Source organism: Streptomyces sp. NPDC058284 (genome assembly GCF_042881135.1).
GTDB lineage: Bacteria > Actinomycetota > Actinomycetes > Streptomycetales > Streptomycetaceae > Streptomyces.
The window spans coordinates 1-25,730 of the sequence record NZ_JBHVYE010000016.1; the positions used below are offsets into that span (position 1 = coordinate 1).

Consider the following 25,730-nt stretch of genomic DNA (forward strand, 5'->3'; position numbering starts at 1 on the left):
GCACCCCGCTACGACGTCGGCAAAACCGTCAAACGCCCCGAGACCCTCAAGGCCATCGGCAAGCCCCGAAGATCTTGGTAGATAAAGAACAAGCTAAGGCGTGGGCGGAAGAGACGCGGAAGAAACACCGCGCCCCCGCCGGCATCCGACGGGGGCACGCGTGATGTGGCGTCAGCTGTAGGTTCCTGTGAGCCGTGTCCTCCGGGGTTTGAGCGACCTGCGTTTTCACGGCTCGATTCCGCGGTCGTGTCGGCGGCGCGGTCCCGTCTTGATGTCGTTTTCCTCAAAGCCGCGTATAGGGCCTTGCGCGAAGGACACAATTGCCACGGGGGCTTGAGCCGGGTGCGCAGGAGGCAGGACTCGTTGCTCTCGGGGTCGGTCAGGACATGCCGACTTTCGGTGCGGGTCTGGCTGATTCCGTCGGGCCTTGCGCCGAGAGCGAGCAGTCGTTCCAGCTCAGCATCCTGGTCGCGGTCGATGTCGGCCAGGCATGGCGACCCGGTGCGCTCGGTGGGTCAGGCCCGCAGGTAAGCGAGGACGGCCAGGACCCTGCGGTGGGTCTTGTCCGTCGGAGGCAGGTCCAGCTTCATGAGGATGTTGCCGATGTGCTTGCCGATCGCCGCTTCGGAAACCACCAACTCCTTGGCGATCGCGCCGTTGGACTTGCCTTCGGCGATCAGTGCCAGCACCTCGCGTTCGCGCGGGGTGAGCTGCTCCAGCGGATCGCGGCGGCGGCGCAGCAGCTGGCGCACCACCTCCGGGTCGACCACCGTCCCGCCGCCCGCCACCTTGTGCAGCGCTTCTACAAACTCCTCAACCTGGCCGACTCGGTCTTTAAGCAGATAGCCGACGCCTGATCCGTCGCCGGAGTCCAGGAGTTCGGCGGCGTACGTCCGTTGTACGTACTGACTGAGGACCAGGACCGGGAGTGTGGGGCGCTTCTCGCGCAGCCGCACTGCCGCGTGCAGCCCTTCGTCTTGGAAACCGGGCGGCATGCGTACGTCCGTCAGCACGATGTCGGGGGCATGCTCCTCGACAGCGGCGATCAGTGCCTGCGCGTCCCCGACGGCCGACACCACCTCGTGGCCGCAGCGGCTGAGCAGGCCGATGAGTCCTTCCCGCAGTAGCACGCTGTCTTCGGCCAGCACTATGCGGAGCGGTCGGCCGCCTCGGTCAACTCGCAAGGAAACTCCACACGCAACAGAGTCGGTCCACCCGGCGGACTGGTCAGGGCAAGTCTGCCATCCAGGACCGATACCCGGTCCGCTAGACCGGTGAGGCCGCTGCCCGCCGAGGGGTTCGCGCCGCCGCAGCCGTCGTCGCGCACTTCGAGGAACAGTCGTCCCTCGCGATGACCGCCGCTCACCTGCGCGCGGCCGGCCCCGCTGTGCTTGGCGACGTTGGCCAGCGCCTCGCAGACCACGAAGTACGCCGCGGACTCGACCGCCTCGCTTGGCCGGCCCGGCAGTTCGAGGTCGACGTCGACGGGGACCACGCAGCGGTCGGCGGCGTCGGCGACCGCGGCTTGAAGGCCGTAGTCCGTGAGGACCTTGGGGTAGATGCCCTGAATGAGCTCGCGCAGTTCCGCGAGCGCCTTGCCCGCCTCCTCGTGGGCCCTGGTGAGCTGGTCGGCGAGCGGGCCGGGCGGGGCATCGAGGCGGGCCAGCCCGAGGGCCATCGTCAGGGCCACAAGGCGCTGTTGGGCGCCGTCGTGCAGATCGCGCTCGATACGGCGCCGCTCGGCCTCGAAGGCATTCACCAACCGGGCGCGAGAGCGGGCCAGTTCGACCACCTTGGCACCGAGCTCGCCCTCGCGGGAAGCGATCAGCAGCCGAGCCAGCTCTGCGCGGGCGCCCGCCGTGGCGCCGAGCACGTATGCGCCCAGGCCCATCAGGAGCAGGCCCAGTACGGCGACGCTGAACGCGGTCGGCCAGGTGGTGACCGTCCACTGCTTGAGCACCTTCGCCTCGTGGCCGTCGCCGACCGTGGCCATCAGCAGCGGGGTGGCGACCATGGACAGCGGGAACAGCAGGGCGACCGTGATGGCCAGGGCGTCGACCGGCCACAGCAGCCCGGCGAACAGCAGGGCGTACCCGAGCTCCCGCCAGGTCCCCTGTTCGCGTAGCCGGGTGGTCAGCCAGGCCCACAGTCCCGGCGCGGTCGGCACCTGGTGTCGGCTGGACACCGGGTTGCGGTCGATCAGGCGCAGCCTGCGCCGCTCCACCCAGGCCACTGGGATCCCGCTGAGGGCGACCACGACGAGCAGGGGCAGCCCCACCAAGACGATGGCGAGCGCACCGCAGACCGCTGCCACCGTCACTGTCCCCACCAAGGTGGCGACGCCGGTCACCGCGCCGGTGAGCAGATACGCGGCGGCGCGCCAGGGCCAGGCCGACAGCAGGAAGCCCGGCCGGGACATGGCCTGCCACACATTCCGAGGGTGCATGTGCATGACCGTAAGCGGCCCCACCGGTCCGGTGCCATCAGTCCAGGGTCCGTATCGGGGGTAGGCCTGGCACTACCCCAAGTCTCGTTCAGGCCGTACTGCGCCACGCGGGACTTCCGCGGTTTCGTGGTGGAACCAACGAGCCAAGGAGCAGGTACTGGTGGGGGAATATATGAGCAACGACGCAATCCGATTGCGCTCCGTAACCCGGCGCTACGGCTCGGGCGGTACGTCCATCACCGCCCTCGACGAGGTATCGCTCGCCTTCCCGAGGGGGACCTTCACCGCCGTGATGGGCCCCTCCGGGTCCGGCAAGTCGACCCTGCTGCAGTGCGCCGCGGGCCTGGACTGGCCCACATCGGGCTCGGTCACCGTAGGCGACACCGAGCTGACCAGGCTGAGCGAGACCAAGCTGACCCTGCTGCGCCGCGAGCGCATCGGCTTTGTGTTCCAGGCGTTCAACCTGCTGCCCTCGCTGACCGCCGAGCACAACGTGGCCCTGCCGCTGCGGCTGGCCGGCCGCCGCCCGAAGAAGGCCCAGGTGCGCGAGGTGCTCGAACAGGTCGGACTCAGCGACCGGGCGCGGCACCGCCCGACGGAGATGTCCGGCGGCCAGCAGCAGCGAGTTGCCCTGGCTCGCGCCCTGATCACCCGCCCCGAAGTGCTGTTCGGCGACGAGCCGACCGGCGCGCTCGACTCGCAGACCAGCCGCGAGGTGCTGACCCTGCTGCGCAGCATGGTTGACCGGGGCAGCCAGACGATCATCATGGTCACCCACGACCCCGTCGCCGCCTCCTACGCCGACCGCGTCGTCTTCCTCGTCGACGGCCGTGTCAACGGCGAGCTGATCGGCGCCTCCGCCGAGGACATCGCGGCGCGCATGACCAAGTTCGAGGCGGCGCCGTGCTGAGCACCACGCTGCGCACCCTGCGCACCCGCTGGGTCACCTTCGTCGGCAGTTTCGTCGCCCTCTCACTGGGTGTGGCGCTGATCGCCGTGATGGGGCTGGCCCTGGCTTCCTCGCTGGACGCACCCGACCGGGGGCCGGAGCGGTTCGCCGCCGCGCCGGTCGTCGTCAAGGGCCAGGACTCCCTTGAGGTGCCCACCTCGATCGGCGACCGCACCCAGAAGCTCGCGCAGCCGCGTGCGGTGCCCGACGACGCGGTTGCGAAGCTGCGGGACCTCGGGACCGTCGTCGAGGACCGGTCGTTCGCCGTGCGGGCCGAGGGCGGGCCCGCCGATCTGGTGGGCCACCCCTGGTCCGCTGCGGCCTTCGCGCCGTACCACCTCGACGCGGGGCGCGCGCCCGAGGCCGCGGACGAGGTCGTCGTCAGCGGTGACTGGGCCCGTCCGGGCGCCCGGGTGCGGACCGACGGCGGCACGGTGCGCGTCGTCGGCACCGTGGCCGGGCTGGGCTTCGAGAACACCGTGTTCTACACCGACACCCGCGCCGCCGAACTGTCGCCGCGCAGCCTCCAGCTCGTGGTCGACGCCGATGCTGCGGCCGTGCGCGAGGCGGTGCGCGGCAGCGAGGGCGTCCAGGTCCTCACCGGCAACGCGCGCCGGTACGCCGACGCCGACCCCGACCGGGACAGCGAGGCCCTCACCGCGATGAACGCCATGTTCGGCACGGCCGGCGGCGTCACCGGGTTCGTGTCGGTGTTCGTGGTGGCCTCGACCTTCGCGTTCGCGGTGGCCCAGCGGCGCCGCGAGTTCGGGCTGCTGCGCACCGCCGGGGCGACCCCGGGGCAGATCCGCCGCATGGTCGTCTACGAGGCGCTCGGGGTCGGTGTGCTCGCCTCGGCGGCCGGCTGCGTGCTCGGTTCCTACGGGGCTCCGAAGCTCGCCGAGTGGGCGGTCGATGAGAGCCTTGCGCCCCGCTGGTTCACCATCGGCGACTACACCTGGCCCTACCACATGGCGTTCTGGACGGGCCTGTTCGTGGCCCTGTGCGGCGTGCTGGCCGCGTCCTGGCGGGCGGGGCGCACCGGTCCCACCGAGGCACTGCGCGAGGCGTCCGTCGACACCCGGCCCATGACATGGGGACGCTGGCTGTTCGGCGCGGCCCTGCTGATCACCGCCGCGGCGACGCTGGCCCTGGCCCTGGTGACGAACCCGGGCGACCTGCTGCAGCGCAAGACCTATGTGAGCCGACCGATGCTGCTGATCACAGCGGTCGCGCTGCTCGCGCCGGTGCTGGTGCGGCCACTGGCCCGGCTGACCGCCTGGCTGCCGGCCCAACTGCCAGGCGCGGGCGGGATGCTGGTGCGGGAGAACGCCGCCGCCGGGGTGCGCCGCACCGCCGCCGTCGCGGCGCCCGTGCTGGTCACGGTCGCGCTGGCGGGCTCGCTGCTGGGCGCCACCGCGACCCTCAACGGGGCGAAGGCCACCGAGGTGCGCGAGCAGATGGCCGCCGACTTCGTGGTCACTCCGGCGGGCGACGCCGGCTTCGACGGGGCGACGCTGCAGCGGCTTCGGGCCGTGTCCGGTGCCGAGGTCTCGGCGAGCTCGTCGAGCGCCGTGTACGTCCTGGAGGACGGCGTGGCGCTCATCAGCTCCGATGCCAGGGCCGTCGAGCCGGAACCGCTCGCGGCAACGGCCCGTCTCCCGCTCGCCGCGGGGAAGGTGGGCGATCTGGACGACGCCTCGATCATCGTCAACGAGGAGTGGGAGAAGCACACCGTGGGCGAGCGGGTGGACGTGTGGCTCGGTGACGGCACGAGGAAGTCCCTGAAGATCGCCGCGGTCATGACCATCGGCACCGGTAACAACGGCGTCTACGTCACCCCGCGCAACGCCCCCGCGGCGCCCGTCGACCGGGTCGACGTACGCCTCGCGGACGGTGCCGACACGGCCACAGTGGCCGCCGGTCTGCGTCAGGCGGTGCGGGCGTCGGGCGGGGAGGTCCTCACCAGGGACGCCTGGGTGCGGGCGACGTACCCCGAGACCAACCGGACGACCCGGATGGGCTTCTTCCTGGTCCTCGGGATCGCCCTCCTCTACACCGGCATCTCACTGGCCAACACGATGGTCATGGCGACCTCCGGCCGGGTCCGCGAGTTGGCTGTGCTGCGGCTGGCCGGAGCCACCAGGTGGCAAGTGCTGCGGCTGGTGGGCGCCGAGGCGCTGATGGTGGTCATGGTCGGCGGACTGCTGGGCGCGCTGGTCGCCGGGCTCAACCTGGTGGGCATGTGGATGGCGCTGGGCCTGCTCTCGGTGTGGACGTCCATCGAGATCCCCTGGGCGACGCTCGCGGCAGTCCTGGGTGCCTGCGCGGTGCTCGCCGTGATCTCGGCGGTCGCTCCGGCCGGCCTCTCCCTTCGCCACAGGGCGGTGGAACTGGCGGGCACGCGAGAGTGACCCTCTGACCCCGGCGCCGGCCTGCCCGGATGCAGACCTCGTGGATCACAGGCCGAGAACCTTGAGCGGGATCAAGCATCACCTTCGGGATCGCCCAACCAGATTTCCGGCGGGAGAACATGGACAGGGGTGAGACGGGCAATGGCGGTCAAGGTGTAGTACGTGCGGCCGCGTCCGCCGCGGCGCGGTCGTTCGTCGGTGGTCTCGCGGCGGCTTCGCAACCATCGGGCGGTTTCCAGACGGCGTAGCTGCTTGTAGAGGGTGTTGATCGGGATCCCGGTAGCGGTGTGAAGTCGTGTCGCGTAGACCTCCTGGTCTGCGTGGGTCAGTAGGTGCCGTGCGAGGGGCAGCATGGGCAGAGGGACGCTGATTCTGTCCGGGAGCTCGCCGAGATCGGTCAGATCGGTCAGCGTGCGCGTCTCGGCGCCGAAAGCTGCTTGCGCGGCGGTTCGGGTCTCCTGAGTCGGCATAGGGACGATGTTGCGTCCGAGCGTGTTTTGCATGAGCTTTCGGACGTCTGTCTCGTCCAATTGCCGGAGTAACGCTGTGCCCCGGGGGCTGGGACGTTGTGGTTCACGTCCTGAGTCCTGTTGCCCGGTGGAAAAGTTCCGCGCCGATAGCTCGTTCCAACTGGCTGAACTGCATGCTCAGCGCGCCGCGCTCGACGTTGAGATAGTCGGCGGTGGCCGACAGGGTGGGGAAGGCCATGTGGATCTGGAAGCGGTGCCCGGATGTCGTGGGACACCGAGTCGTCGAGCTTCGCGAACATTTCTCGTCGGCTGTGGGCGCCGACGGGGCGGATGGCGATGCCGAGCTCGGTGAGACGACACAGGACGGGCCCGTCACACGTTCCGGCTGCGCGGCCGATGTCCTGAATGCTGTGCAACTGGACTACGTATTGATCACGCAGCCAGTCATCATCGAAACGGTGAGGGCGGGTGCCGCCGGGATGGATCTTGATGCCGAGATCCTTGGCCCGCTGGACCACGATGCGTTGTGGCAGGCCGAGATTCTCGGCCAGCTCCCGCAGGGACCTCCTGCGTTCCTCGTGCTCCCGGTGCAGGAACTCGGGTGTAAGGAGCGCATCGGCGCGTTCCCGCAGGCGCCATCCGCCCTGGTCAGCCAGCCGCACGCTCAGCTGTACCGACCCCGCCGATTTCGCCCTGCTCATCGCACGCCCAAGCCACGCCGTCCTGCAAGGCAGCTTGATCACCGCCGGACGCTGCCGGCATGCCCCGGGCGTACGCATTGATGACGACCGGGGTGATCCGATACACAAAGGGTGGAACTATCGGCGCTGGAGGCATGAATCTCGCCGCCATGTCGTATCCGACATGGCGGCGAGATCACGTCGCGGAATACACATAGAAAACGGGATCCTACGTCAGCCGAGGGCCGCTACCCCCCGTACGCCCCCGAAGCCGTCAGCCGCAGTGCCGTGTCGATCAGCGGCACGTGGCTGAACGCCTGCGGGAAGTTGCCCACCTGGCGCTGCGCCGCCGAATCCCACTCCTCGGCGAGCAGCCCGAGGTCGTTGCGGAGTGCGAGGAGCTTCTCGAAGAGCTTGCGGGCCTCGTCGACCCGGCCGATCATGGCCAGGTCGTCGGCCATCCAGAACGAGCAGGCCAGGAACGCCCCCTCGTCGCCCTCCAGGCCGTCCACGCCCTCGTCGTCACCGGCCGTGGGGTAGCGCAGGATGAACCCGTCCGGGGTCGCGAGCTCCCGCTGGATCGCCTCGATGGTGCCGATGACGCGCTTGTCGTCGGGCGGCAGGAAGCCCATCTGGGGGATAAGGAGCAGCGAGGCGTCCAGCTCCTTGGAGCCGTAGGACTGGGTGAAGGTGTTCCGCTCCGGGTCGTAGCCCTTCTCGCACACGTCCCGGTGGATGTCGTCGCGCAGGTCGCGCCACTTGTCCAGCGGGCCGTCCGCGTCGCCGGACTCGATGAGCTTGATGGTGCGGTCCACGGCGACCCAGGCCATCACCTTGGAGTGCACGAAGTGGCGGCGCGGACCGCGCACCTCCCAGATGCCCTCGTCCGGCTCGTCCCAGTGGTCCTCCAGGTAGCGGATCAACCTGAGCTGGAGCAGCGAGGCGTAGTCGTTGCGGGCCAGGCCCGTCATGTGCGCCAGGTGCAGGGCCTCGATGGTCTCGCCGTACACGTCGAGCTGGAGCTGGTGGGCGGCGCCGTTGCCCGCCCGGACCGGCGTGGAGCCCTCGTATCCGGGCAGCCAGTCCAGCTCCGTCTCGCCGAGCTCGCGCTCGCCCGCGATGCCGTACATGATCTGCAGGTTCTCCGGGTCGCCCGCCACCGCGCGCAGCAGCCACTCGCGCCAGGCGCGGGCCTCCTCGCGGTAGCCGGTGCGCAGCAGCGACGACAGTGTGATCGCGGCGTCGCGCAGCCACGTGAAGCGGTAGTCCCAGTTGCGCGAGCCCCCGATGTCCTCGGGCAGCGAGGTGGTCGGCGCCGCGACGATCCCGCCGGTCGGCGCGTAGGTGAGCGCCTTGAGGGTGATCAGGGAGCGGATCACGGCCTCCCGGTAGGGGCCGTGGTACGTACAGTGATCGACCCATTCGCGCCAGAAGTCCTCCGTCGCGGTGAGCGCCGCCTCGGGCTCCGGCAGGGCCGGCTGGTCCTTGTGCGAGGGCTGCCACGAGATGGTGAACGCGATCCGCTCACCCGGCGCGACCGTGAAGTCCGAGTAGGTGGTCAGGTCCTTGCCGTACGTCTCGGCGGTCGTGTCGTGCCACACGGAGTCGGGCCCCGCGACGGCCACGGTACGCCCGTCGATCTTGTGCACCCAGGGCACCACCCGGCCGTAGCTGAACCGCATCCGCAGCGCGGAGCGCATCGGCACCCGTCCGCTGACGCCCTCGACGATGCGGATGAGCTGCGGCGCGTCGGTGTCGCGCGGCGGCATGAAATCGATCACGCGGACGGTGCCGCGTGTCGTGTCCCACTCGGATTCCAGCACCAGCGAGTCGCCGCGATACCTGCGGCGCGTGGCAGCGGGTGGCTGCGCGTCCGGGTTGTATGCGGGCCCGAGGCGCCAGAAGCCGTGCTCCTCGGTGCCCAACAGGCCGGCGAATACGGCATGGGAGTCGAAGCGGGGGAGGCACAGCCAGTCGACTGTGCCGTCCCGGCAGACCAGGGCTGCGGTCTGCATGTCTCCGATGAGTGCGTAGTCCTCGATGCGCCCGGCCACGTGCATCTCCAGTCGAACGGCCACGTTCGCCCCGCGGGGCGCTTACTAATCAGCGGTCAAGTGATCGTTGACGAGCGCTTCTTCCGGGTGCAGGGCGGGATGGTGCCGTGTGCCGGAGGGGCTCGGCAGCGAGTGTCCGAGCAGGATACGACGCACCTCGGTGATCTGCGCGCCCCTCCCGGCAACGAGCCGCCGCCGAACGGGTGAGCGGCAGGTGAGAGCGGGTGCGGCGGGGAAAAGTAGCGGCGTGTGCGAATCCCGTGACCAGGTTGTGTACGCCCGGTGGCGGAGCGTGGCCGGAAGCGGGCCCGTCGCGTCGCTGATACCCTGGTAGCCCGTGAGCCGGTGGTCATAGAACCCCCGAACCGCAGCGACGGCACCTCCCCCGGACCCCTGGTGAGAACGCCGGTACGCACCCTCCAGACCGCGACCACGGGAGCCCCCCTTTGGCTAAGCAGCCCGCTGCTTTTCGAAACAGCACAGCCACGACGACCAAGCACATTTTCGTCACCGGGGGTGTCGCCTCTTCCCTCGGCAAGGGACTGACGGCGTCGAGTCTCGGCGCGCTGCTCAAGGCCAGGGGTCTGCGCGTCACGATGCAGAAGCTCGACCCGTACCTGAACGTCGACCCCGGCACGATGAACCCCTTCCAGCACGGTGAGGTGTTCGTCACCAACGACGGCGCCGAGACCGACCTGGACATCGGCCACTACGAGCGCTTCCTCGACGTCGACCTCGACGGCTCGGCCAACGTGACCACCGGCCAGGTCTACTCCCAGGTGATCGCCAAGGAGCGGCGCGGCGAGTACCTCGGCGACACGGTGCAGGTCATCCCGCACATCACGAACGAGATCAAGCACCGCATCCGCCGCATGGCCGCGGACGACGTCGACGTCGTCATCACGGAGGTCGGCGGCACGGTCGGCGACATCGAGTCCCTGCCGTTCCTTGAGACCGTCCGCCAGGTCCGCCACGAGGTCGGCCGCGACAACGTCTTCGTCGTGCACATCTCGCTGCTGCCCTACATCGGCCCCTCCGGCGAGCTGAAGACCAAGCCGACCCAGCACTCGGTGGCCGCGCTGCGCAACATCGGCATCCAGCCGGACGCCATCGTGCTGCGTGCCGACCGCGAGGTGCCGACCGCCATCAAGCGCAAGATCTCGCTGATGTGCGACGTCGACGAGGCCGCGGTGGTGGCCGCCATCGACGCCAAGTCGATCTACGACATCCCGAAGGTGCTGCACACCGAGGGCCTCGACGCCTATGTCGTGCGCAAGCTCGACCTGCCCTTCCGCGACGTCGACTGGACCCAGTGGGACGACCTCCTCGACCGGGTGCACAACCCGAAGCACGAGGTCACGGTCGCGCTGGTCGGCAAGTACATCGACCTGCCCGACGCCTACCTGTCGGTGACCGAGGCCATGCGCGCAGGCGGTTTCGCGAACAAGGCCCGCGTCAAGGTCAAGTGGGTCACCTCCGACGACTGCAAGACCCCGGCGGGCGCCGCCAAGCAGCTCGGCGACGTCGACGCGATCCTGATCCCCGGCGGCTTCGGCGAGCGCGGCGTCAACGGCAAGGTCAGCGCCATCCAGTACGCCCGCGAGAACAAGGTGCCGCTGCTCGGCATCTGCCTGGGCCTGCAGTGCATCGTCGTCGAGGCCGCCCGCAACCTCGCGGACATCCCCGACGCCAACTCCACCGAGTTCGACGCGGCCACCGCGCACCCGGTCATCTCCACGATGGCCGAGCAGCTCGACATCGTGGCCGGCGAGGGCGACATGGGCGGCACGATGCGCCTTGGCATGTACCCCGCCAAGCTCGCCGAGGGCTCCATCGTGCGCGAGGTGTACGAGGGCAAGGAGTACGTCGAGGAGCGCCACCGCCACCGCTACGAGGTGAACAACTCCTACCGCGCCGACCTGGAGAAGAAGGCGGGCATCCTGTTCTCCGGCACCTCCCCGGACGGCAAGCTCGTCGAGTACGTCGAGTACCCCCGCGAGGTGCACCCCTACCTGGTCGCCACCCAGGCGCACCCGGAGCTGCGCTCGCGTCCCACCCGTCCGCACCCGCTCTTCGCCGGCCTGGTCAAGGCCGCCGTCGAGCGCCAGCAGGAGCGCGGGCAGGGCGAGCGCAAGCAGGGCGGCAAGCCGGGCAAGTAACACCGGAGCGATACGGTTGCCGGGGTACGTGCCTGATGAGGCGCGTGCCCCGGTTTCTGTTTGCACGTGTGGGAGGACAGGGCGCATGACGATCAAGGACACCGCCGAGGAGTGGCAGGTCACGGCGACGGACACCCCGTTCGTCGGGAACAAGACCTCCGTGCGCACCGACGACGTGGTCATGCCCGACGGGTCCGTGGTCCGCCGCGACTACCAGGTGCACCCCGGCTCGGTCGCCGTCCTCGCGCTCGACGGCGAGGGCCGGGTCCTGGTCATCCGCCAGTACCGCCACCCCGTCCGCCACAAGCTCTGGGAGATCCCCGCGGGCCTCCTCGACGTCCCCGGCGAGAACCCCCTGCACGCCGCCCAGCGCGAGCTCTACGAAGAGGCGCACGTCAAGGCCGAGGACTGGCGCGTTCTCACCGACGTCTACACCACCCCCGGCGGGTGCGACGAGGCCGTGCGCGTCTTCCTCGCCCAGGACCTCTCCGAGGCCGAGGGGGAGCGCTTCGAGGTCGCCGAGGAGGAGTCCGACATGGAGCTCGCCCGGGTCCCCCTTGAGGAACTGGTGCGCGGCGTGCTCGCCGGTGAGCTGCACAACAACTGCCTGGTGGTCGGCGCCCTCTCGCTCCAGGCGGTACTGAACGGCGACGGCGTGGACGCGCTGCGCCCGGCCGAGGCGCCCTGGCCCGCCCGCCCCTTCGAGGCCTGAGAGCGCGCCAACCGTCCGGTGTGACGATCTACTGATCCGATCGGGCGACTTGCGCGTGCTGCGCGCCCGGGTGGGGCGCGGGGCCTGAACTAGGCTCTGAAAGCGTCCCGCCCGGAGCCCCGGCGGGTTCGTGCGCAGGCGGACGGGAGCGTGGCCCGTGACGGATCAGGCGGTCGACACGGACGGTGCGGCGGCGGGTGGCACGGTGCCACACCCCGCGAGCGCCCCGCTGGACCCGGCGAGGGCTCAGTTCGTCGGCAGGCGCCGGGAGTTGAAGGAACTCCGCGCCGACATCGACCGCGCAGGGCTCGACACCCTCTCGGGCCGCAAGGCGCCCCGCGCCCGCGTTCTGCTGATCGCGGGACGCCCCGGATCCGGCCGTACCTCGCTCGCCGGGGAACTCACCCGGCAGCTCGCCGACGGCTACCCCGACGGGGTGCTGCGCGCCCGCCTCACCGAGCCCGACGGCAGCCGGGTGCCCACCGAGCGCACTGCCCGTGACCTCCTGGACGCCCTCGGGGTGCCCGCGCCGCCGGGGGCCGCCGAGGACGACCTCGCCGAGACCCTCAGGTCGGCGCTGGCCGACCGCCGGGTGCTGCTGCTCCTCGACGACGCGGCCGACGCCGAGCAGGTCGACGCACTCCTTCCGGACACGCCCGACTGCCTGGTCGTGGCCGTCTCCGAGGGGCCGCTCACCGGCATCCCCGACGTACGCCCCTGCACGCTCGGCGGCCTGGACAAGGAGGCCGCCGTCGCCATCCTCGCCCGCGCCGCGGGACCCGTCCGCATCACCGTCGACCCCGGCTCCGCGGAATCCCTCGTCGAGGTGTGCGCGGCCCATCCGGCGGCGCTCGTCCTCGCCGGGGGCTGGCTCGCCGAGCGCCCCAAGGCCACCGTCGCGGACCTGGCCAAACGGCTGCGCGCGCTGCCCGACGACGGGTCGGCGCTCGCGCGTGTCTTCGCTCACACCTACGCCTCGCTGCCCTCCCCGGCCGCCCGGATACTGCGACTCCTCAGCCTCGCCCCGGCCGGTCACGTCGACCCGCACACCGCATCCGCGCTCGCGGGCTGCTCGGTCTCCGGGGCGAAGACCACCCTCGACGACTTCGTCTCGCTCGGCCTCGTCCGGGCCGTCCCCTCCCCGCTCCCGCAGTACGAGGTGCCCGGCTGCCTGGTGCCGCTGCTGCGCGCCCGCACCGGCAGCCAGGACCGCCCTGCCGAGATCCAGCTGGCCAGGGCCCGGATGCTGGAGCGGACCGTGCGGCTGCTGCAGTCCTGCCGTGCGGTCACGGAGGCGACGGATTCCACCTCACGCGGAAAGCTCTCCGGGCTGCCGCGCGCCCTGCGCTTCCCCAGCGCGCAGGCCGCCGAGGAATGGCTGCGGATCCGGCAGCCCGCGCTGCTCGCCGCCGCCCGGCTCGCGGTCGCCGACGGCGAGCTCGACACCCTGGCGCGGCGCCTGATGGCGGCCCTGGCCCGGGCCCTGGCCGCGCACCGCGGCACGGAGGCGGCCGCTCCCGAGCTGTACGGCATCCACCAGCTGGTCCTCGGCGTGGCCGAGCGGCGGAACCTGCCGCGCGAGCAGGCCGCGGCGCTGCTGAACCTCGCGGACCTGGACGCGCGGACCGGACGTACGCGGGACGCGCTGGCCCGCTACCGGGCGGCGCTGGACGCGGGGCGGGCGGCGAACGATCCGTACGCCGTCGGACGCGCGATGGAATCCGTAGGCGGCGCCCATCAGGAGCTGGGGGACTGGCCGCGGGCCTCCGACTGGTTCGGCCGGGCGCTGGCCCACCGCCTCGCCCGCGGCGAGCGCGCGGACGCCGCCCGGCTGTACGGCCGGATCGGCACCGTGCACACGTACGCGGGGCGCTACGGCGAGGCGCTGCGCAACTGGAGCTCGGCGGTCACCGGCCACCGCAAGAACGGCGATGTCGCGGCCCAGGCGCGGGCGTTGAGCGAGATGGCCCGGGTGCAGGAGTACGCGGGGCGGCCCGAGGAGTCGTTGCGCACCTGCCAGGAGGCCGTGGAGCTGGCGCGCAGCGCCGAGGACGTGCGGCTGCAGGCGGCGTTGCAGCTGCGGCTCGCCGACACCCTTCAGCGGCTCGGCGACCCGGCGGCCGCCCGGCTGCACCGGAGCGCGGCCGAGCGCATGCTGGGAAGTGAGCTGCCGCAGGTCGCGAGGCTTGAAAGGAATGGTGGAGCGGGGTCTTCCGCCTACGAAATCCGTAGCACTTCCGCAGAAGATTGAAGTATTGGAAGGCTAGACAGCGAGAAATCCTTCATTAGACTGGCTCCGCCGCGTACCTCCGCGGTGTCTCCCGTTGCGCCCCCCGTGCACCGGTATGCGTTGCATTGCCCGAGATATCCCCTGAGCCAAGGACCGTGATCGACGATGAAGGTCGGCATCCCCCGCGAGGTCAAGAACAACGAGTTCCGGGTGGCCATCACCCCCGCCGGCGTGCACGAGCTGGTGCGCCACGGCCACCAGGTCGTCATCGAGCGGAACGCCGGAGTCGGCTCCTCGATCACGGACGACGAGTACGTCTCGGCCGGTGCCCGGATCCTGGACACCGCCGATGAGGTCTGGGCCACCGCGGACCTGCTCCTGAAGGTCAAGGAGCCCATCGCGGAGGAGTACCACCGCCTCCGCAAGGACCAGACCCTCTTCACCTACCTGCACCTGGCCGCGTCCAAGGAGTGCACCGACGCGCTCCTGGAGTCGGGCACCACCGCCATCGCGTACGAGACGGTCGAGACCGCGGGCCGCGCGCTCCCGCTGCTCGCCCCGATGTCCGAGGTCGCGGGCCGCCTCGCCCCGCAGGTCGGCGCCTACCACCTGATGGCGGCCAACGGCGGCCGCGGCGTGCTCCCGGGCGGTGTCCCCGGCGTGGCCGCGGGCAAGGCCGTCGTCATCGGCGGCGGCGTCTCCGGCTGGAACGCCGCGCAGATCGCCATCGGCATGGGCTTCCACGTGACCCTGCTCGACAAGGACATCAACAAGCTCAAGGAAGCCGACAAGATCTTCGGTACGAAGATCCAGACCGTCATCTCCAACGCCTTCGAGCTGGAGAAGGCCTGCCTGGACGCCGACCTCGTCATCGGCGCCGTCCTCATCCCGGGCGCCAAGGCCCCGAAGCTGGTCACCAACGAGCTCGTCTCCCGCATGAAGCCGGGAAGTGTCCTTGTCGACATCGCGATCGACCAGGGCGGCTGCTTCGAGGACTCCCGCGCGACCACGCACGCCGAGCCGACCTTCCCGGTCCACAACTCGGTCTTCTACTGCGTCGCCAACATGCCCGGCGCGGTGCCGAACACCTCCACCTACGCGCTGACCAACGCGACGATGCCGTACATCGTGGAGCTGGCGAACCGCGGCTGGGTCGAGGCCCTGCGCCGCGACCCGGCGCTCGCCCTGGGTCTCAACACCCATGACGGCAAGGTCGTTTACAAGGAGGTCGCCGAGGCCCACGGCCTGGACCACGTCGAGCTCGAGTCGCTCCTCGGCTGACCCAGGCGGCCGACTCCGGTCGGTCACCGACGCTTTCGTCAACGAAAGTCGTCAATCTCACGCCCGCGGCCGGACCTTGAGAGGGGTCCGGCCGTATGCGTATGTGTGCGGACGCGGTCAACTCGCCTTGAACGTAACCCTTTAACCGTTTCGCCCACCCCGGAAACGTGCCACTGGCAAGCCGCACGCCCTTGACATCGCTGTGTCCCTTTGCCGACACATCGGGCCCGGTCCGGCGGATTGTGTTGCTGTGGACCGGTGACACGCCATAGAGTCGCCAACCGTCGGCATGGTGCCACGCTGACCTATCGAGAAATTTCCTGGTCACCAAGGAGGTAAGACGACTTGTGAATGAGTCGACATTTGCTCCCGGGGGTGGTCAACCAGGAACGTCTGTACGGGACCAGGGTCCCGTGGGGCTCGAGGCCGTCGGCTCGGTCGCTGTCCGCACCTTCGAAGCCCGGCAGAGCCCCCAGCCGACACAGCCAGCACCCCAGAGCATGGATGGCCATCACGTGAACGCCATGGCCGGCGACCGGAGTGGCGATAACACCCACACCCACCTCGCCGACTACGAGGAACTGCCCCAGGGGCACTTCTACGACCCCGACGCCGAGTACGAGCCCGATCCGGAGTACGCGGCCACGCTCGCCCCGGACGCGGCCCGCCAGCGCCGCGAGCGCATCGGCCCCACGGGACGCCCGCTGCCGTACTTCCCGATCCCCGGCCCGCTGACCGACCACGGGCCCGCCAAGATCATCGCGATGTGCAACCAGAAGGGCGGCGTCGGCAAGACGACGTCGACCATCAACCTGGGCGCGGCCCTCGCGGAGTACGGACGCCGCGTCCTGCTCGTCGACTTCGACCCGCAGGGCGCCCTCTCCGTGGGCCTCGGGGTCAACCCGATGGAGCTGGACCTGACGGTCTACAACCTCCTCATGGAGCGCGGCATGTCCGCGGACGAGGTGCTCCTGAAGACGGCGGTCCCCAACATGGACCTGCTGCCGAGCAACATCGACCTGTCGGCGGCCGAGGTGCAGCTGGTGAGCGAGGTCGCGCGCGAGTCCACGTTGCAGCGCGCCCTGAAGCCGCTCATGCAGGACTACGACTACATCGTGATCGACTGTCAGCCCTCGCTCGGCCTGCTCACCGTGAACGCCCTGACGGCGGCCCACAAGGTGATCGTGCCGCTCGAGTGCGAGTTCTTCGCGCTGCGCGGCGTGGCCCTGCTGACCGAGACCATCGAGAAGGTCCAGGAGCGGCTCAACCCCGACCTGGAGCTCGACGGCATCCTCGCGACCATGTACGACTCCCGCACGGTGCACAGCCGTGAGGTGCTCGCGCGCGTGGTCGAGGCCTTCGACGACCACGTCTACCACACGGTCATCGGGCGCACGGTCCGCTTCCCGGAGACCACGGTCGCCGGCGAGCCGATCACGACGTACGCCTCCAACTCGGTCGGCGCGGCCGCCTATCGCCAGCTCGCCAGGGAGGTGCTCGCCCGGTGTCACGCCGAGTGAGTCTGCCCGGGGCCGACGAACTGTTCCGCACGACCGGGGGGATGGCGCTGCAGTCGTCGTCCCCGCGACGCCCGGCCAACGGCGAGGCGCGCGTGCCCGCCCCGGCGGGCGAGAGCGACGAGACGGCGGCGGCCGAGGACACGGCGGCGCAGGGCGACGGCGGCGAGCCCGCCGAACACGCGACGGCCGACGCGGATTCCGGAGCCGAGTCGCGCAGCCGTGCGGCCACCGCCGAGGGCGAGAAGAGCGCCGGGCGGCGTCCGGCGCAGGAAGGTTCGGCCGCGCAGTCCGGCGGCAAGTCCGGCGGTTCGTCGACGGCCCAGGCGCGGCGCCGGGCACGGGCGGCCAACCGGCGCCCCAGCGGGCGCGAGCGGCACGACGAGAAGATCACCGTGTACGTCTCCGCCGAGGAGCTGATGGACCTCGAACACGCGCGCCTCGTGCTGCGCGGTGAGCACGGCCTCGCGGTCGACCGCGGGCGGATCGTGCGCGAGGCGGTCGCCGTCGTCCTCGCCGACCTGGAGTCGCGCGGCGACGCGAGCATTCTCGTACGACGGCTGCGCGGGCGGTAGGGGTAGCGTTCACCGGCGATGCGCCTGAACGAAGAAGCTGCCCCGCCCGCCCGTCGGCGTGCTCTGGGGCGTGGGCCGGGGACGGCTCCCGCGGAGCCGGAACCGGAGCCGGAGCCCGAGGCGGCGCAGGCCGAAGCCGGTGACGGGCGGTTCACGGTCCGTCTCGCGAACTTCGAGGGCCCCTTCGACCTGCTGCTCCAGCTCATCTCCAAGCACAAGCTGGACGTCACCGAGGTCGCTCTCTCCCAGGTGACCGACGAGTTCATGGCGCACATCCGGGCCATGGGGGCCGACTGGGACCTGGACCAGACGACCGAGTTCCTGGTCGTCGCCGCCACGCTGCTCGACCTCAAGGCGGCGCGGCTGCTGCCCACCGCCGAGGTCGAGGACGAGGCGGATCTAGCGCTCCTGGAGGCGCGCGACCTGCTGTTCGCCCGCCTCCTCCAGTACCGCGCCTACAAACAGATCGCGGACATCTTCAGCGGGCGCCTCGACGACGAGGCGCGGCGCTACCCGCGGACCGTGGGCCTCGAACCGCACCACGCCGAGCTGCTGCCGGAAGTGGTCATCAGCATCGGGGCCGAGGGCTTCGCGAAGCTCGCCGTGAAGGCCACGCAGCCGCGCGCGAAGCCGCAGGTGTACGTCGAGCACATCCACGCCCCGCTGGTCTCCGTGCGGGAGCAGGCGGGACTCGTCATCGCCCGGCTGCGGGAACAGGGCGAGGCCAGCTTCCAGGTGCTCGTGGCGGACGCGGGGGACACCCTCACGGTCGTCGCCCGCTTCCTGGCCCTGCTGGAGCTCTACCGGGAGAAGGCCGTCACCCTGGACCAGGACGACCCCCTGGGCGAGCTGATGGTCCGCTGGACCGGCGGGGACGGCGCGACGGAGCCGACCGTGACCGACGAGTTCGACCGGGCCCCCGAGCCCATGGAGGAGAAGGCGTGAGCGCGCAGAGCCCCACGGGCGACCTGGCCGGTGCCGTGGCCGATCTCGAGCTGCGGCCCGCCCTGGAGGCCGTCCTCATGGTCGTCGACGAGCCGGCCACCGAGGAGCACCTGGCGAAGATCCTGCAACGGCCCAGGCGTGCGGTCGCCGTCGCGCTGCGTGAGCTCGCCGACGAGTACACCGTGCAGAAGCGCGGCTTCGAGCTGCGCCTCGTGGCCGGTGGCTGGCGGTTCTACACCCGGCCCGAGTACGCCGCCGCCGTGGAGGGCTTCGTCCTCGACGGGCAGCAGGCGCGGCTCACCCAGGCGGCTCTGGAGACCCTCGCGGTCGTCGCGTACCGCCAGCCGGTCAGCCGTTCGAGGGTCTCCGCGGTGCGCGGGGTGAACTGCGACGGCGTGATGCGCACCCTCCTCCAGCGGGGTCTGGTGGAGGAGGCGGGCGCGGAACCCGAAACAGGTGCGATCCTGTACAGGACGACGAACTACTTTCTGGAGCGGATGGGCCTGCGCGGCCTTGACGAGCTCCCCGAGCTCGCGCCCTTCCTCCCCGAGGCGGACGCGATCGAGGGCGAGACGCTGGAAGGTGTGCCGTCGTTCGACCCGGACGCACCCGATGCGCCGGGGTACGAGTACACCCAGGACTCAGTCGACTAGACGGAACTTTTGATGCGAAGCAGCAGCGGCAGGAACAGCAGCGGAAACAACGGCGGGAGCCGTGGTGGCAACAGCGGCGGCCGCGGCGGGAACGGCGGCGGCCGCGGCAACCCCCGCGGCGCCGGCAACAACCGCGATGACAAGCAGGGCGGCAGCGGCCGTCCGAAGAAGCCGCGTCCGGAGGAGCGGCGCTACGACGTAGGGTCCGACGGCACGCATAACGGTCCGAAGTCGGGCCGTGGCGCCTCGGCGCGCGGCGGTGCCAAGGGCGGGCCCAAGCAGGGCCAGGGCGCCGGACGGGGGCGCTGGGCCCCGGCCACCTCCCGTGAGTACGACGCGCGGGCAGAGGAGCGCAACCGCGAGCGGTACGCGGGCAAGCCGAAGACCAGCCTGCCCAAGACCTTCCCCGGTGCCGAGCAGGAGGGCGAGCGGCTTCAGAAGATCCTCGCCCGCGCGGGTTACGGCTCGCGCCGTGCCTGTGAGGAGCTGGTCGACGAGGCCCGCGTCGAGGTCAACGGCGAGATCGTCCTGGAGCAGGGGCTGCGCGTCGACCCCGAGAAGGACGAGATCAAGGTCGACGGCCTGACGGTGGCCACCCAGTCGTACCAGTTCTTCTCGCTGAACAAGCCCGCCGGCGTCGTTTCCACCATGGAGGACACCGAGGGCCGCCAGTGCCTGGGCGACTACGTGACCAACCGTGAGACGCGCCTCTTCCACGTGGGGCGGCTCGACACCGAGACCGAGGGTGTCATCCTGCTCACCAACCACGGCGAGCTGGCGCACCGCCTGACCCACCCGAAGTACGGCGTGAAGAAGGTCTACCTCGCGCACATCGTGGGTCCGATCCCGCGTGACCTGGGCAAGCGGCTCAAGGACGGCATCGAGCTGGAGGACGGGTACGCCCGCGCGGACCACTTCCGCGTCGTCGAGCAGACCGGCAAGAACTACCTGGTCGAGGTCACCCTCCACGAGGGCCGCAAGCACATCGTGCGGCGCATGCTCGCCGAGGCGGGCTTCCCCGTCGACAAGCTGGTGCGGGTGGCCTTCGGGCCGATCACCCTGGGCGACCAGAAGTCCGGCTGGCTGCGGCGGCTCTCCAACACGGAGGTCGGCATGCTGATGCAGGAGGTCGACCTGTAGGGCGGTAGCCCTGTAGGCCTGTAGACCCGTCAGGAATCGCTTGCCCCGACCACCCCCCTCTCTTTATAGTCGACTGGACTATTAAGAGAGGGGGGTGGTGGTGCATGCAGGAGTACGACAAGTACGCCTTCGAGCCGTTCGCCGTCACCGTGGACCTGGCGGTGTTCACCGTCCGGGACGGTGCGCTGCACGTACTGCTCGTCGAGCGCGGCCAGGAGCCGTACGCGGGGCGCTGGGCGCTGCCCGGCGGCTTCGTGCTGCCCGAGGAGTCGGCCGAGGACGCCGCGGGGCGGGAACTCGCCGAGGAGACCGGGATCGCCGACGTCGGGCGGCTGCACCTGGAGCAGGTGCGCACCTACAGCGAGCCGGACCGCGATCCGCGCATGCGCGTCGTCTCCGTCGCCTTCGCGGCCCTCGTACCGGACCCGCCAAAGGTGCGGGGCGGCGGCGACGCGGCCCGCGCGGCCTGGCTGCCCTACAGCCCGGCGACGTACCGGCCGCTCGCCTTCGACCACGACAGGATCCTCGCCGACGCCCACGACCGGGTCGGCGCCAAGCTGGAGTACACCGGCCTCGCCACCGCCTTCTGCGCGCCCGAGTTCACCCTCGGCGAGCTGCGCCAGGTCTACGAGGCCGTGTGGGGCGCCGAGCTCGACCCCGCGAACTTCCGGCGCAAGGTGGTCGGCACGGCGGGCCTCGTCGAGGCGGTGCCCGGCGCCGCCCGGCTGACCGGCGGCCGCGGCAAGCCCGCCGCCCTCTTCCGGGCCGGCACCGCCACCGCCCTGCACCCGCCCCTGCTCCGCCCCGCGCCGGAAGGACAGCCCTCATGACGGCCCTCGTGAAACGCGCCGCCACCGGAGCCCTCATGGGCCTCGCTCTCGGCGACGCGCTCGGCTTCCCGACCGAGTTCAACGACGTCCCCTCGATCCTCGCCAAGTGCGGGCCCTGGCGCGGGATGGAGCTGCCGACGCCCGCGATCGTCACCGACGACACCCAGATGACGCTGGCGCTCGCCCGCGGCCTGCGCACCGCCATGGAGCGGGGGAGCCTCGGGCCGAAGCGCATGGAGCGGCCGGTGCGCGAGGAGTTCGTGGACTGGTACCAGTCGCCGGAGAACAACCGCGCGCCCGGCAACACCTGCCTGAAGGCCTGCTACCTCCTCAAGACCGGCAAGCTGTGGGAGGAGGCCACCCAGGCGCACTCCAAGGGCTGCGGCGCCAACATGCGCGTCGCCCCCCTCGGCCTCGTGCCCGGCCTGAGCGCAGAACAGCGCGCGGGCGCCGCCCAGTTGCAGTCCGCGCTCACCCACGGCCATCCGACGGCGCTCGCCGCGTCCGACCTCACCGCGCACGCCGTGCGGCTGCTCGCCGGGGGCGCCGAGCCGACGGGGCTCGTCGGACGCCTGCGCTCCTACGCGTACGAGAACCGGGAGACCTACCACGCCCGCTGGCTCGGGGAGCTGTGGAGGAGGGGCGGGGCGCCGACGCCGCGCGCGTTCATCGCCCGCGGCTGGGACGAGTGCCTGGCCGCCCTGGAACGCCTCGACGCCGCGCTCAAGCACGCCAACGCGGAGACCGACCCCTGCCTGGCCACCGGCGAGGGCTGGATCGCCGAAGAGGCGCTCGCCACCGCGCTGCTGTGCTTCCTGCAGTTCGTCGACGAGCCCGTCACCGCGCTGCGCAGGGCGGCCTGTACGGCCGGTGACTCCGACTCGATCGCCTGCCTGGCCGGGGCCTTCGCGGGCGCCCACCTCGGCGCGGACGCCTGGCCCGCCGACTGGACCGCGCGGATCGAGTACCGGGCCGAGCTCCTGGAGTTCGGGGCGCTCTGGGACGCCTGAGGGCCTGTCTTCGCACGCGGCGGGCGGAGTCAGCTCCCCGCGGCGCCCTGCCGCAGGGCCGAAGCCCGGCGCGTGCGGAACAGGAAGTCCTCGATCCGTTTCCGGTCGGGGCCGGCCGGGAGCGGGCTGCGCGGCGCCGCCTCCTCGGTCTCGGCCGCCAGGCGGTTCATCCGCGCCTCGATCTCGGGCCAGGAGACCTCGCCGCGCCTGACGGCGAGCAGCGAATCGCGGTGGTCGCCGACGTCGATCGTCAGCTCGCCGGTGCGCAGCAGGTCGCGGCAGGAGATCAGCAGCCGCAGCAGGTGCATGGCGTGCTTCCAGCGCGGGGCGCCGTGGGTGCGGACGTCCGACTCCAGTTTCCTGCGCTGGCCAAGGGCGTAGCGGGCGAAGGTGCCGTGGGCCTCGCGGGAGAGGAACGAGTCGCGCAGACGGAGCAGTTCGCGGCCGGTGTCCGTGAGGTGCTCCACGAGTGGTGAGTGCAGGCACTCAAGCACGTTGGGGTTGGCGCGCAGGGCGAGCTCGCAGAAGCGCTCCAGCTCCCAGCTGAACTGTTCCTCGGCGGGACCGTCCAGATGCGTCGGCGGCTTCTCGAACCGCCAGAACAGCGGGGTGGGAGCCAGGAAGACGCCCCTGCGGTCGGTGTCGCTGCCCTCCGTGGCGAGCCCGAAGGCGCGCGAGCCCATCACGCAGGAGTAAACCGTGTGGTCGCGTACGAGGGGCAGGTCCTGGGGGCGCATGGGGGCGAGCGTACGGGCCGTGACCGGCCGGGAGTGAGGGAATTTCCGACGGCTGTGATCTTCGTCGCGGACGGCCGTACGTCCGGGATCCGCCGTCCTCGTCTCGGCTGACGGGCGCCGCGCGCCCCCGTGCGGGCCGCTGGATAGGCTTGGGCCCCAGCAACGGCGTACGTATACGGCCAGCTGTGGCGTACGCAACCGCCGACACCGACCGGCCCCGCCCCGAGGCCCCGCATCCGCACCTCGGCGCCGCGGCCGCACTCCGCAAGGACATCGCCCAGTGAGAACCGCCCTCGTCATCGGCACCGGCCTGATCGGCACCTCCGCCGCCCTTGCCCTCGCCTCCCGCGGCGTCGCCGTCCACCTCGCCGACCACGATCCGGCGCAGGCCCGCACCGCCGCCGCGCTCGGCGCGGGCACCGACGAGGAGCCCGCGGGGCCCGTCGACCTCTGCGTCGTCTCCGTGCCGCCCTCGCACGTCGCCGCCACGCTGGCCGACGTCATGCGGCGCGGGGTGGCCCGCGGCTACCTCGACGTGGCGAGCGTCAAGGGCGGCCCGCGCCGCGAGCTGGAGGAGCTGGGCCTCGACCTGACCCCGTACATCGGCACGCACCCCATGGCGGGGCGCGAGCGCAGCGGCCCGCTGGCCGCCACCGCCGACCTCTTCGAGGGGCGGCCCTGGGTGCTGACCCCGGACCGGGACACCGACACCGAGGTGCTCAACCTCGCCCTGGAGCTGGTCGCGCTCTGCCGCGCGGTGCCCGTCGTCATGGAGGCCGACGCCCACGACCGCGCGGTCGCCCTCGTCTCGCACATGCCGCACCTGGTCTCCAGCATGGTCGCGGCCCGCCTCGAGCACGCCGAGGAGACGGCGGTACGGCTGTGCGGCCAGGGCATCCGCGACGTCACGCGGATCGCCGCGTCCGACCCGCGGATGTGGATCGACATCCTCTCGGCCAACCCGGGACCCGTCGCCGACCTGCTCGCCGCGGTCGCCTCCGACCTGGACGAGACCGTGACGGCGCTGCGCGCGCTGCAGTCGGACGACGCGTCGCGGCGCTCCGCGGGCGCGGCCGGGGTCGAGCACGTGCTCCGGCGCGGCAACGCGGGCCGGACCAGGGTGCCCGGCAAGCACGGGGCGGCCCCGGCGGCGTACGAGGTCGTCGCGGTGCTCATCGACGACAAGGCGGGCCAGCTGGCCCGGATCTTCGCCGACGCGGACCAGGCGGGCGTCAACATCGAGGACGTGCGCATCGAGCACGCCACCGGGCAGCAGGCGGGCCTGGTGCAGCTGATGGTCGAGCCGACGGCCGCGCCGGTGCTCGGCGCGGCGCTGCGGGAGCGCGGCTGGTCGATCCGCCAGTAGCCGTGCGCGGGCCTCGCGCGAGGCCTTCGGAGGCGGCCTTCGCAGGGGCTGTCGGGGCAGGGTGTGCGAGCCAGTAACCTTGTGCGGGGCGTGTTCGCGCCCCGCACCCCTGGCCCGCGTACAGCGAAAGGTGTTTTCCGCCCCGTGGAAACAGCCGAAACCGCCGCCCCGGCAGCCGTGATCGTCGCCATCGACGGTCCCTCCGGCACGGGCAAGTCGAGCACCTCGAAGGCCGTCGCCGCCCAGCTCGGCCTCAGCTACCTGGACACCGGCGCCCAGTACCGGGCGATCACCTGGTGGATGGTGCACAACGGCATCGACCTCACCGACCCGACCGCCATCGCCGCCGTCGCGGGCAAGCCCGAGATCGTCTCCGGCACCGACCCGCTCGGCCCGACCATCACGGTCGACGGCACGGACGTGGCGGGGCCGATCCGCACCGCCGAGGTCACCTCCAAGGTCAGCGCCGTCAGCGCCGTCCCCGAGGTGCGCACCCGGATCACCGAGCTGCAGCGCTGGATCGCGGATTCGGCCGAGAAGGGCATCGTCGTCGAGGGCCGTGACATCGGTACGACCGTGCTGCCCGGCGCCGACCTGAAGATCTTCCTCACCGCGTCGCCCGAGGCGCGCGCCGCCCGCCGCTCCGGCGAGCTGAAGGGCGCCGACGTCAAGGCGACCCAGGAGGCGCTGGTCAAGCGGGACGCGGCCGACTCGAGCCGCAAGACGTCCCCGCTGGCCAAGGCCGACGACGCGGTCGAGGTCGACACCACCGAACTCACGCTCCAGCAGGTCATCGAGTGCGTGGTCACCCTCGTCGAGGAGAAGCGGGCCGCGAAGTGAGCGAGGCTCCCGCCGCGCGGGGCGCCGGCGAGCGCGGGGCCGAGGTCGGCCGCCGCATCGGCGTCGGCCTCATGTACGGCCTGTTCAAGCCGCGGGTGCTCGGCTCCTGGCGGGTGCCCGCCACCGGCCCCGTGATCCTGGCCGTCAACCACTCGCACAACGTCGACGGACCGATGGTCATGGGCGTCGCGCCCCGGCCCACGCACTTCCTGATCAAGAAGGAAGCGTTCATCGGCCCGCTCGGCTCCTTCCTGCACGCGATCGGCCAGGTCGAGGTGGACCGCTCGGTCGCCGACCGGACGGCCATCACCCGGGCCCTCGGCGTCCTGGAGCAGGGCGGCGTCCTGGGGATCTTCCCCGAGGGCACCCGGGGGGAGGGCGACTTCGCGTCGCTGCGGTCCGGGCTCGCGTACTTCGCGGTGCGCTCCGGCGCCCCGATCGTCCCGGTCGCGGTGCTGGGAAGCACCGAGCGCGCCGGACGGTTGATAAAGCAGCTGCCCCCGCTGCGCAGCAGGGTCGACGTCGTCTTCGGCGACCCGTTCGAGGCGGGCGACGGCAGCGGGCGGCGTACGCGCAAGGCGCTGGACGAGGCGACCGTGCGCATCCAGGAGCGGCTCGCCGCCCACCTGGAAAACGCCAGGCGCCTGACCGGGCGCTGAGCGAGACTTATCCAGTAGTGCCCCGGTCCGACACACGGGCCGCTGCACCGATCACCACGATGAACG

At 71.3% G+C, this 25,730-nt stretch carries 23 protein-coding genes and 2 pseudogenes; 18 read left to right on the forward strand and 7 right to left on the reverse strand.

Annotated elements, in window-relative coordinates; genetic code table 11:
- Positions 1–329 precede the first annotated feature (329 nt).
- From ACFVYR_RS22150 to ACFVYR_RS22160, 3 genes and pseudogenes are all read right to left on the reverse strand, one after another.
- Positions 330–476 (reverse strand): annotated as a pseudogene (locus ACFVYR_RS22150) (VOC family protein); the annotation flags it as partial.
- Between the two features lie 39 nt (positions 477–515).
- Positions 516–1,148, reverse strand: a complete 633-nt coding sequence (locus ACFVYR_RS22155; protein ID WP_384251705.1) for a response regulator — start codon at positions 1,146–1,148, stop codon at positions 516–518.
- The gene (locus ACFVYR_RS22160; RefSeq protein ID WP_384251707.1) at positions 1,148–2,419 is read right to left on the reverse strand and encodes a sensor histidine kinase; all 1,272 of its coding nucleotides are present in this window, start codon (positions 2,417–2,419) and stop codon (positions 1,148–1,150) included. Before ACFVYR_RS22160 ends, ACFVYR_RS22155 begins: the two co-directional genes overlap by 1 nt.
- A gap of 199 nt (positions 2,420–2,618) precedes the next feature.
- On the opposite strand from ACFVYR_RS22160, the gene ACFVYR_RS22165 reads away from it, so the two are divergent.
- Both ACFVYR_RS22165 and ACFVYR_RS22170 read left to right on the forward strand, forming a co-directional pair.
- Positions 2,619–3,356 (forward strand): ABC transporter ATP-binding protein, encoded by a 738-nt coding sequence (locus ACFVYR_RS22165; RefSeq protein WP_384251264.1) that lies wholly within the window; start codon positions 2,619–2,621, stop codon positions 3,354–3,356.
- On the forward strand, positions 3,350–5,806 hold the full coding sequence (locus ACFVYR_RS22170; protein WP_384251266.1) for an ABC transporter permease: 2,457 nt from the start codon (positions 3,350–3,352) through the stop codon (positions 5,804–5,806). Before ACFVYR_RS22165 ends, ACFVYR_RS22170 begins: the two co-directional genes overlap by 7 nt.
- Before the next feature lie 71 nt (positions 5,807–5,877).
- Here ACFVYR_RS22170 and ACFVYR_RS22175 read toward each other — a convergent pair whose 3' ends face one another.
- Both ACFVYR_RS22175 and ACFVYR_RS22180 read right to left on the reverse strand, forming a co-directional pair.
- Positions 5,878–6,276 (reverse strand): hypothetical protein, encoded by a 399-nt coding sequence (locus tag ACFVYR_RS22175; RefSeq protein ID WP_384251269.1) that lies wholly within the window; start codon positions 6,274–6,276, stop codon positions 5,878–5,880.
- Positions 6,277–6,379: 103 nt separating this feature from the next.
- Positions 6,380–6,514 (reverse strand): LysR family transcriptional regulator, encoded by a 135-nt coding sequence (locus ACFVYR_RS22180; protein WP_384251271.1) that lies wholly within the window; start codon positions 6,512–6,514, stop codon positions 6,380–6,382.
- On the opposite strand from ACFVYR_RS22180, the gene ACFVYR_RS22185 reads away from it, so the two are divergent.
- Entirely contained in the window at positions 6,513–7,058 is a 546-nt protein-coding gene (locus ACFVYR_RS22185) for a hypothetical protein (protein WP_384251273.1), read from the forward strand. The two genes, ACFVYR_RS22180 and ACFVYR_RS22185, sit on opposite strands and share 2 nt — an antisense overlap.
- A gap of 146 nt (positions 7,059–7,204) precedes the next feature.
- Here the strand turns inward: ACFVYR_RS22185 and ACFVYR_RS22190 are convergent, their stop codons facing one another.
- Positions 7,205–9,016 carry a glycoside hydrolase family 15 protein gene (locus tag ACFVYR_RS22190; RefSeq protein WP_384251710.1) on the reverse strand — a complete coding sequence of 604 codons (1,812 nt, stop codon included), beginning with the start codon at positions 9,014–9,016 and terminating at the stop codon, positions 7,205–7,207.
- Positions 9,017–9,456: 440 nt separating this feature from the next.
- On the opposite strand from ACFVYR_RS22190, the gene ACFVYR_RS22195 reads away from it, so the two are divergent.
- The 11 genes from ACFVYR_RS22195 (at position 9,457) to ACFVYR_RS22245 (ending at position 22,062) form a co-directional block, all read left to right on the forward strand.
- Positions 9,457–11,169, forward strand: a complete 1,713-nt coding sequence (locus ACFVYR_RS22195) for a CTP synthase (protein WP_384251276.1) — start codon at positions 9,457–9,459, stop codon at positions 11,167–11,169.
- An 85-nt stretch (positions 11,170–11,254) separates the two neighbouring features.
- Positions 11,255–11,881: an NUDIX domain-containing protein gene (locus ACFVYR_RS22200; RefSeq protein ID WP_384251278.1), complete on the forward strand. Its 627-nt coding sequence runs from the start codon at positions 11,255–11,257 to the stop codon at positions 11,879–11,881.
- Positions 11,882–12,038: 157 nt separating this feature from the next.
- Entirely contained in the window at positions 12,039–14,132 is a 2,094-nt protein-coding gene (locus ACFVYR_RS22205) for a tetratricopeptide repeat protein (protein WP_384251280.1), read from the forward strand.
- 144 nt (positions 14,133–14,276) lie between these two features.
- The gene (gene ald / locus ACFVYR_RS22210) at positions 14,277–15,392 is read left to right on the forward strand and encodes an alanine dehydrogenase (RefSeq protein ID WP_384251283.1); all 1,116 of its coding nucleotides are present in this window, start codon (positions 14,277–14,279) and stop codon (positions 15,390–15,392) included.
- A gap of 347 nt (positions 15,393–15,739) precedes the next feature.
- Positions 15,740–16,912, forward strand: coding sequence for a ParA family protein (locus ACFVYR_RS22215; protein ID WP_384251285.1), 1,173 nt, complete (start codon positions 15,740–15,742; stop codon positions 16,910–16,912).
- Entirely contained in the window at positions 16,897–17,484 is a 588-nt protein-coding gene (locus ACFVYR_RS22220) for a hypothetical protein (protein ID WP_384251288.1), read from the forward strand. Before ACFVYR_RS22215 ends, ACFVYR_RS22220 begins: the two co-directional genes overlap by 16 nt.
- Positions 17,485–17,502: 18 nt before the next feature.
- The gene (locus ACFVYR_RS22225; protein ID WP_384251290.1) at positions 17,503–18,429 is read left to right on the forward strand and encodes a segregation and condensation protein A; all 927 of its coding nucleotides are present in this window, start codon (positions 17,503–17,505) and stop codon (positions 18,427–18,429) included.
- Entirely contained in the window at positions 18,426–19,082 is a 657-nt protein-coding gene (gene scpB, locus ACFVYR_RS22230; protein WP_384251292.1) for an SMC-Scp complex subunit ScpB, read from the forward strand. The genes ACFVYR_RS22225 and scpB overlap by 4 nt, the downstream gene beginning before the upstream one ends.
- A gap of 12 nt (positions 19,083–19,094) precedes the next feature.
- Positions 19,095–20,222, forward strand: a complete 1,128-nt coding sequence (locus ACFVYR_RS22235; protein WP_384251295.1) for a pseudouridine synthase — start codon at positions 19,095–19,097, stop codon at positions 20,220–20,222.
- A gap of 104 nt (positions 20,223–20,326) precedes the next feature.
- Positions 20,327–21,052, forward strand: a complete 726-nt coding sequence (locus ACFVYR_RS22240; protein WP_384251297.1) for an NUDIX domain-containing protein — start codon at positions 20,327–20,329, stop codon at positions 21,050–21,052.
- Positions 21,049–22,062 carry an ADP-ribosylglycohydrolase family protein gene (locus ACFVYR_RS22245; protein WP_384251299.1) on the forward strand — a complete coding sequence of 338 codons (1,014 nt, stop codon included), beginning with the start codon at positions 21,049–21,051 and terminating at the stop codon, positions 22,060–22,062. Before ACFVYR_RS22240 ends, ACFVYR_RS22245 begins: the two co-directional genes overlap by 4 nt.
- A gap of 29 nt (positions 22,063–22,091) precedes the next feature.
- On the opposite strand, the gene ACFVYR_RS22250 is transcribed toward ACFVYR_RS22245, so the two are convergent.
- Positions 22,092–22,799: a DNA polymerase beta superfamily protein gene (locus ACFVYR_RS22250; protein WP_384251302.1), complete on the reverse strand. Its 708-nt coding sequence runs from the start codon at positions 22,797–22,799 to the stop codon at positions 22,092–22,094.
- Between the two features lie 200 nt (positions 22,800–22,999).
- Here ACFVYR_RS22250 and ACFVYR_RS22255 point away from each other — a divergent pair.
- The 4 genes and pseudogenes from ACFVYR_RS22255 to ACFVYR_RS22270 all read left to right on the forward strand — a co-directional run.
- Positions 23,000–23,083 (forward strand): annotated as a pseudogene (locus ACFVYR_RS22255) (chorismate mutase); the annotation flags it as partial.
- The gene (locus ACFVYR_RS22260) at positions 23,080–24,165 is read left to right on the forward strand and encodes a prephenate dehydrogenase (protein WP_384251304.1); all 1,086 of its coding nucleotides are present in this window, start codon (positions 23,080–23,082) and stop codon (positions 24,163–24,165) included. The pseudogene ACFVYR_RS22255 and the gene ACFVYR_RS22260, both read left to right, overlap by 4 nt.
- 144 nt (positions 24,166–24,309) lie before the next feature.
- On the forward strand, positions 24,310–25,005 hold the full coding sequence (gene cmk / locus ACFVYR_RS22265; RefSeq protein ID WP_384251307.1) for a (d)CMP kinase: 696 nt from the start codon (positions 24,310–24,312) through the stop codon (positions 25,003–25,005).
- Positions 24,963–25,664, forward strand: coding sequence for a lysophospholipid acyltransferase family protein (locus ACFVYR_RS22270; protein WP_384251310.1), 702 nt, complete (start codon positions 24,963–24,965; stop codon positions 25,662–25,664). Before cmk ends, ACFVYR_RS22270 begins: the two co-directional genes overlap by 43 nt.
- Positions 25,665–25,730: the final 66 nt, after the last annotated feature.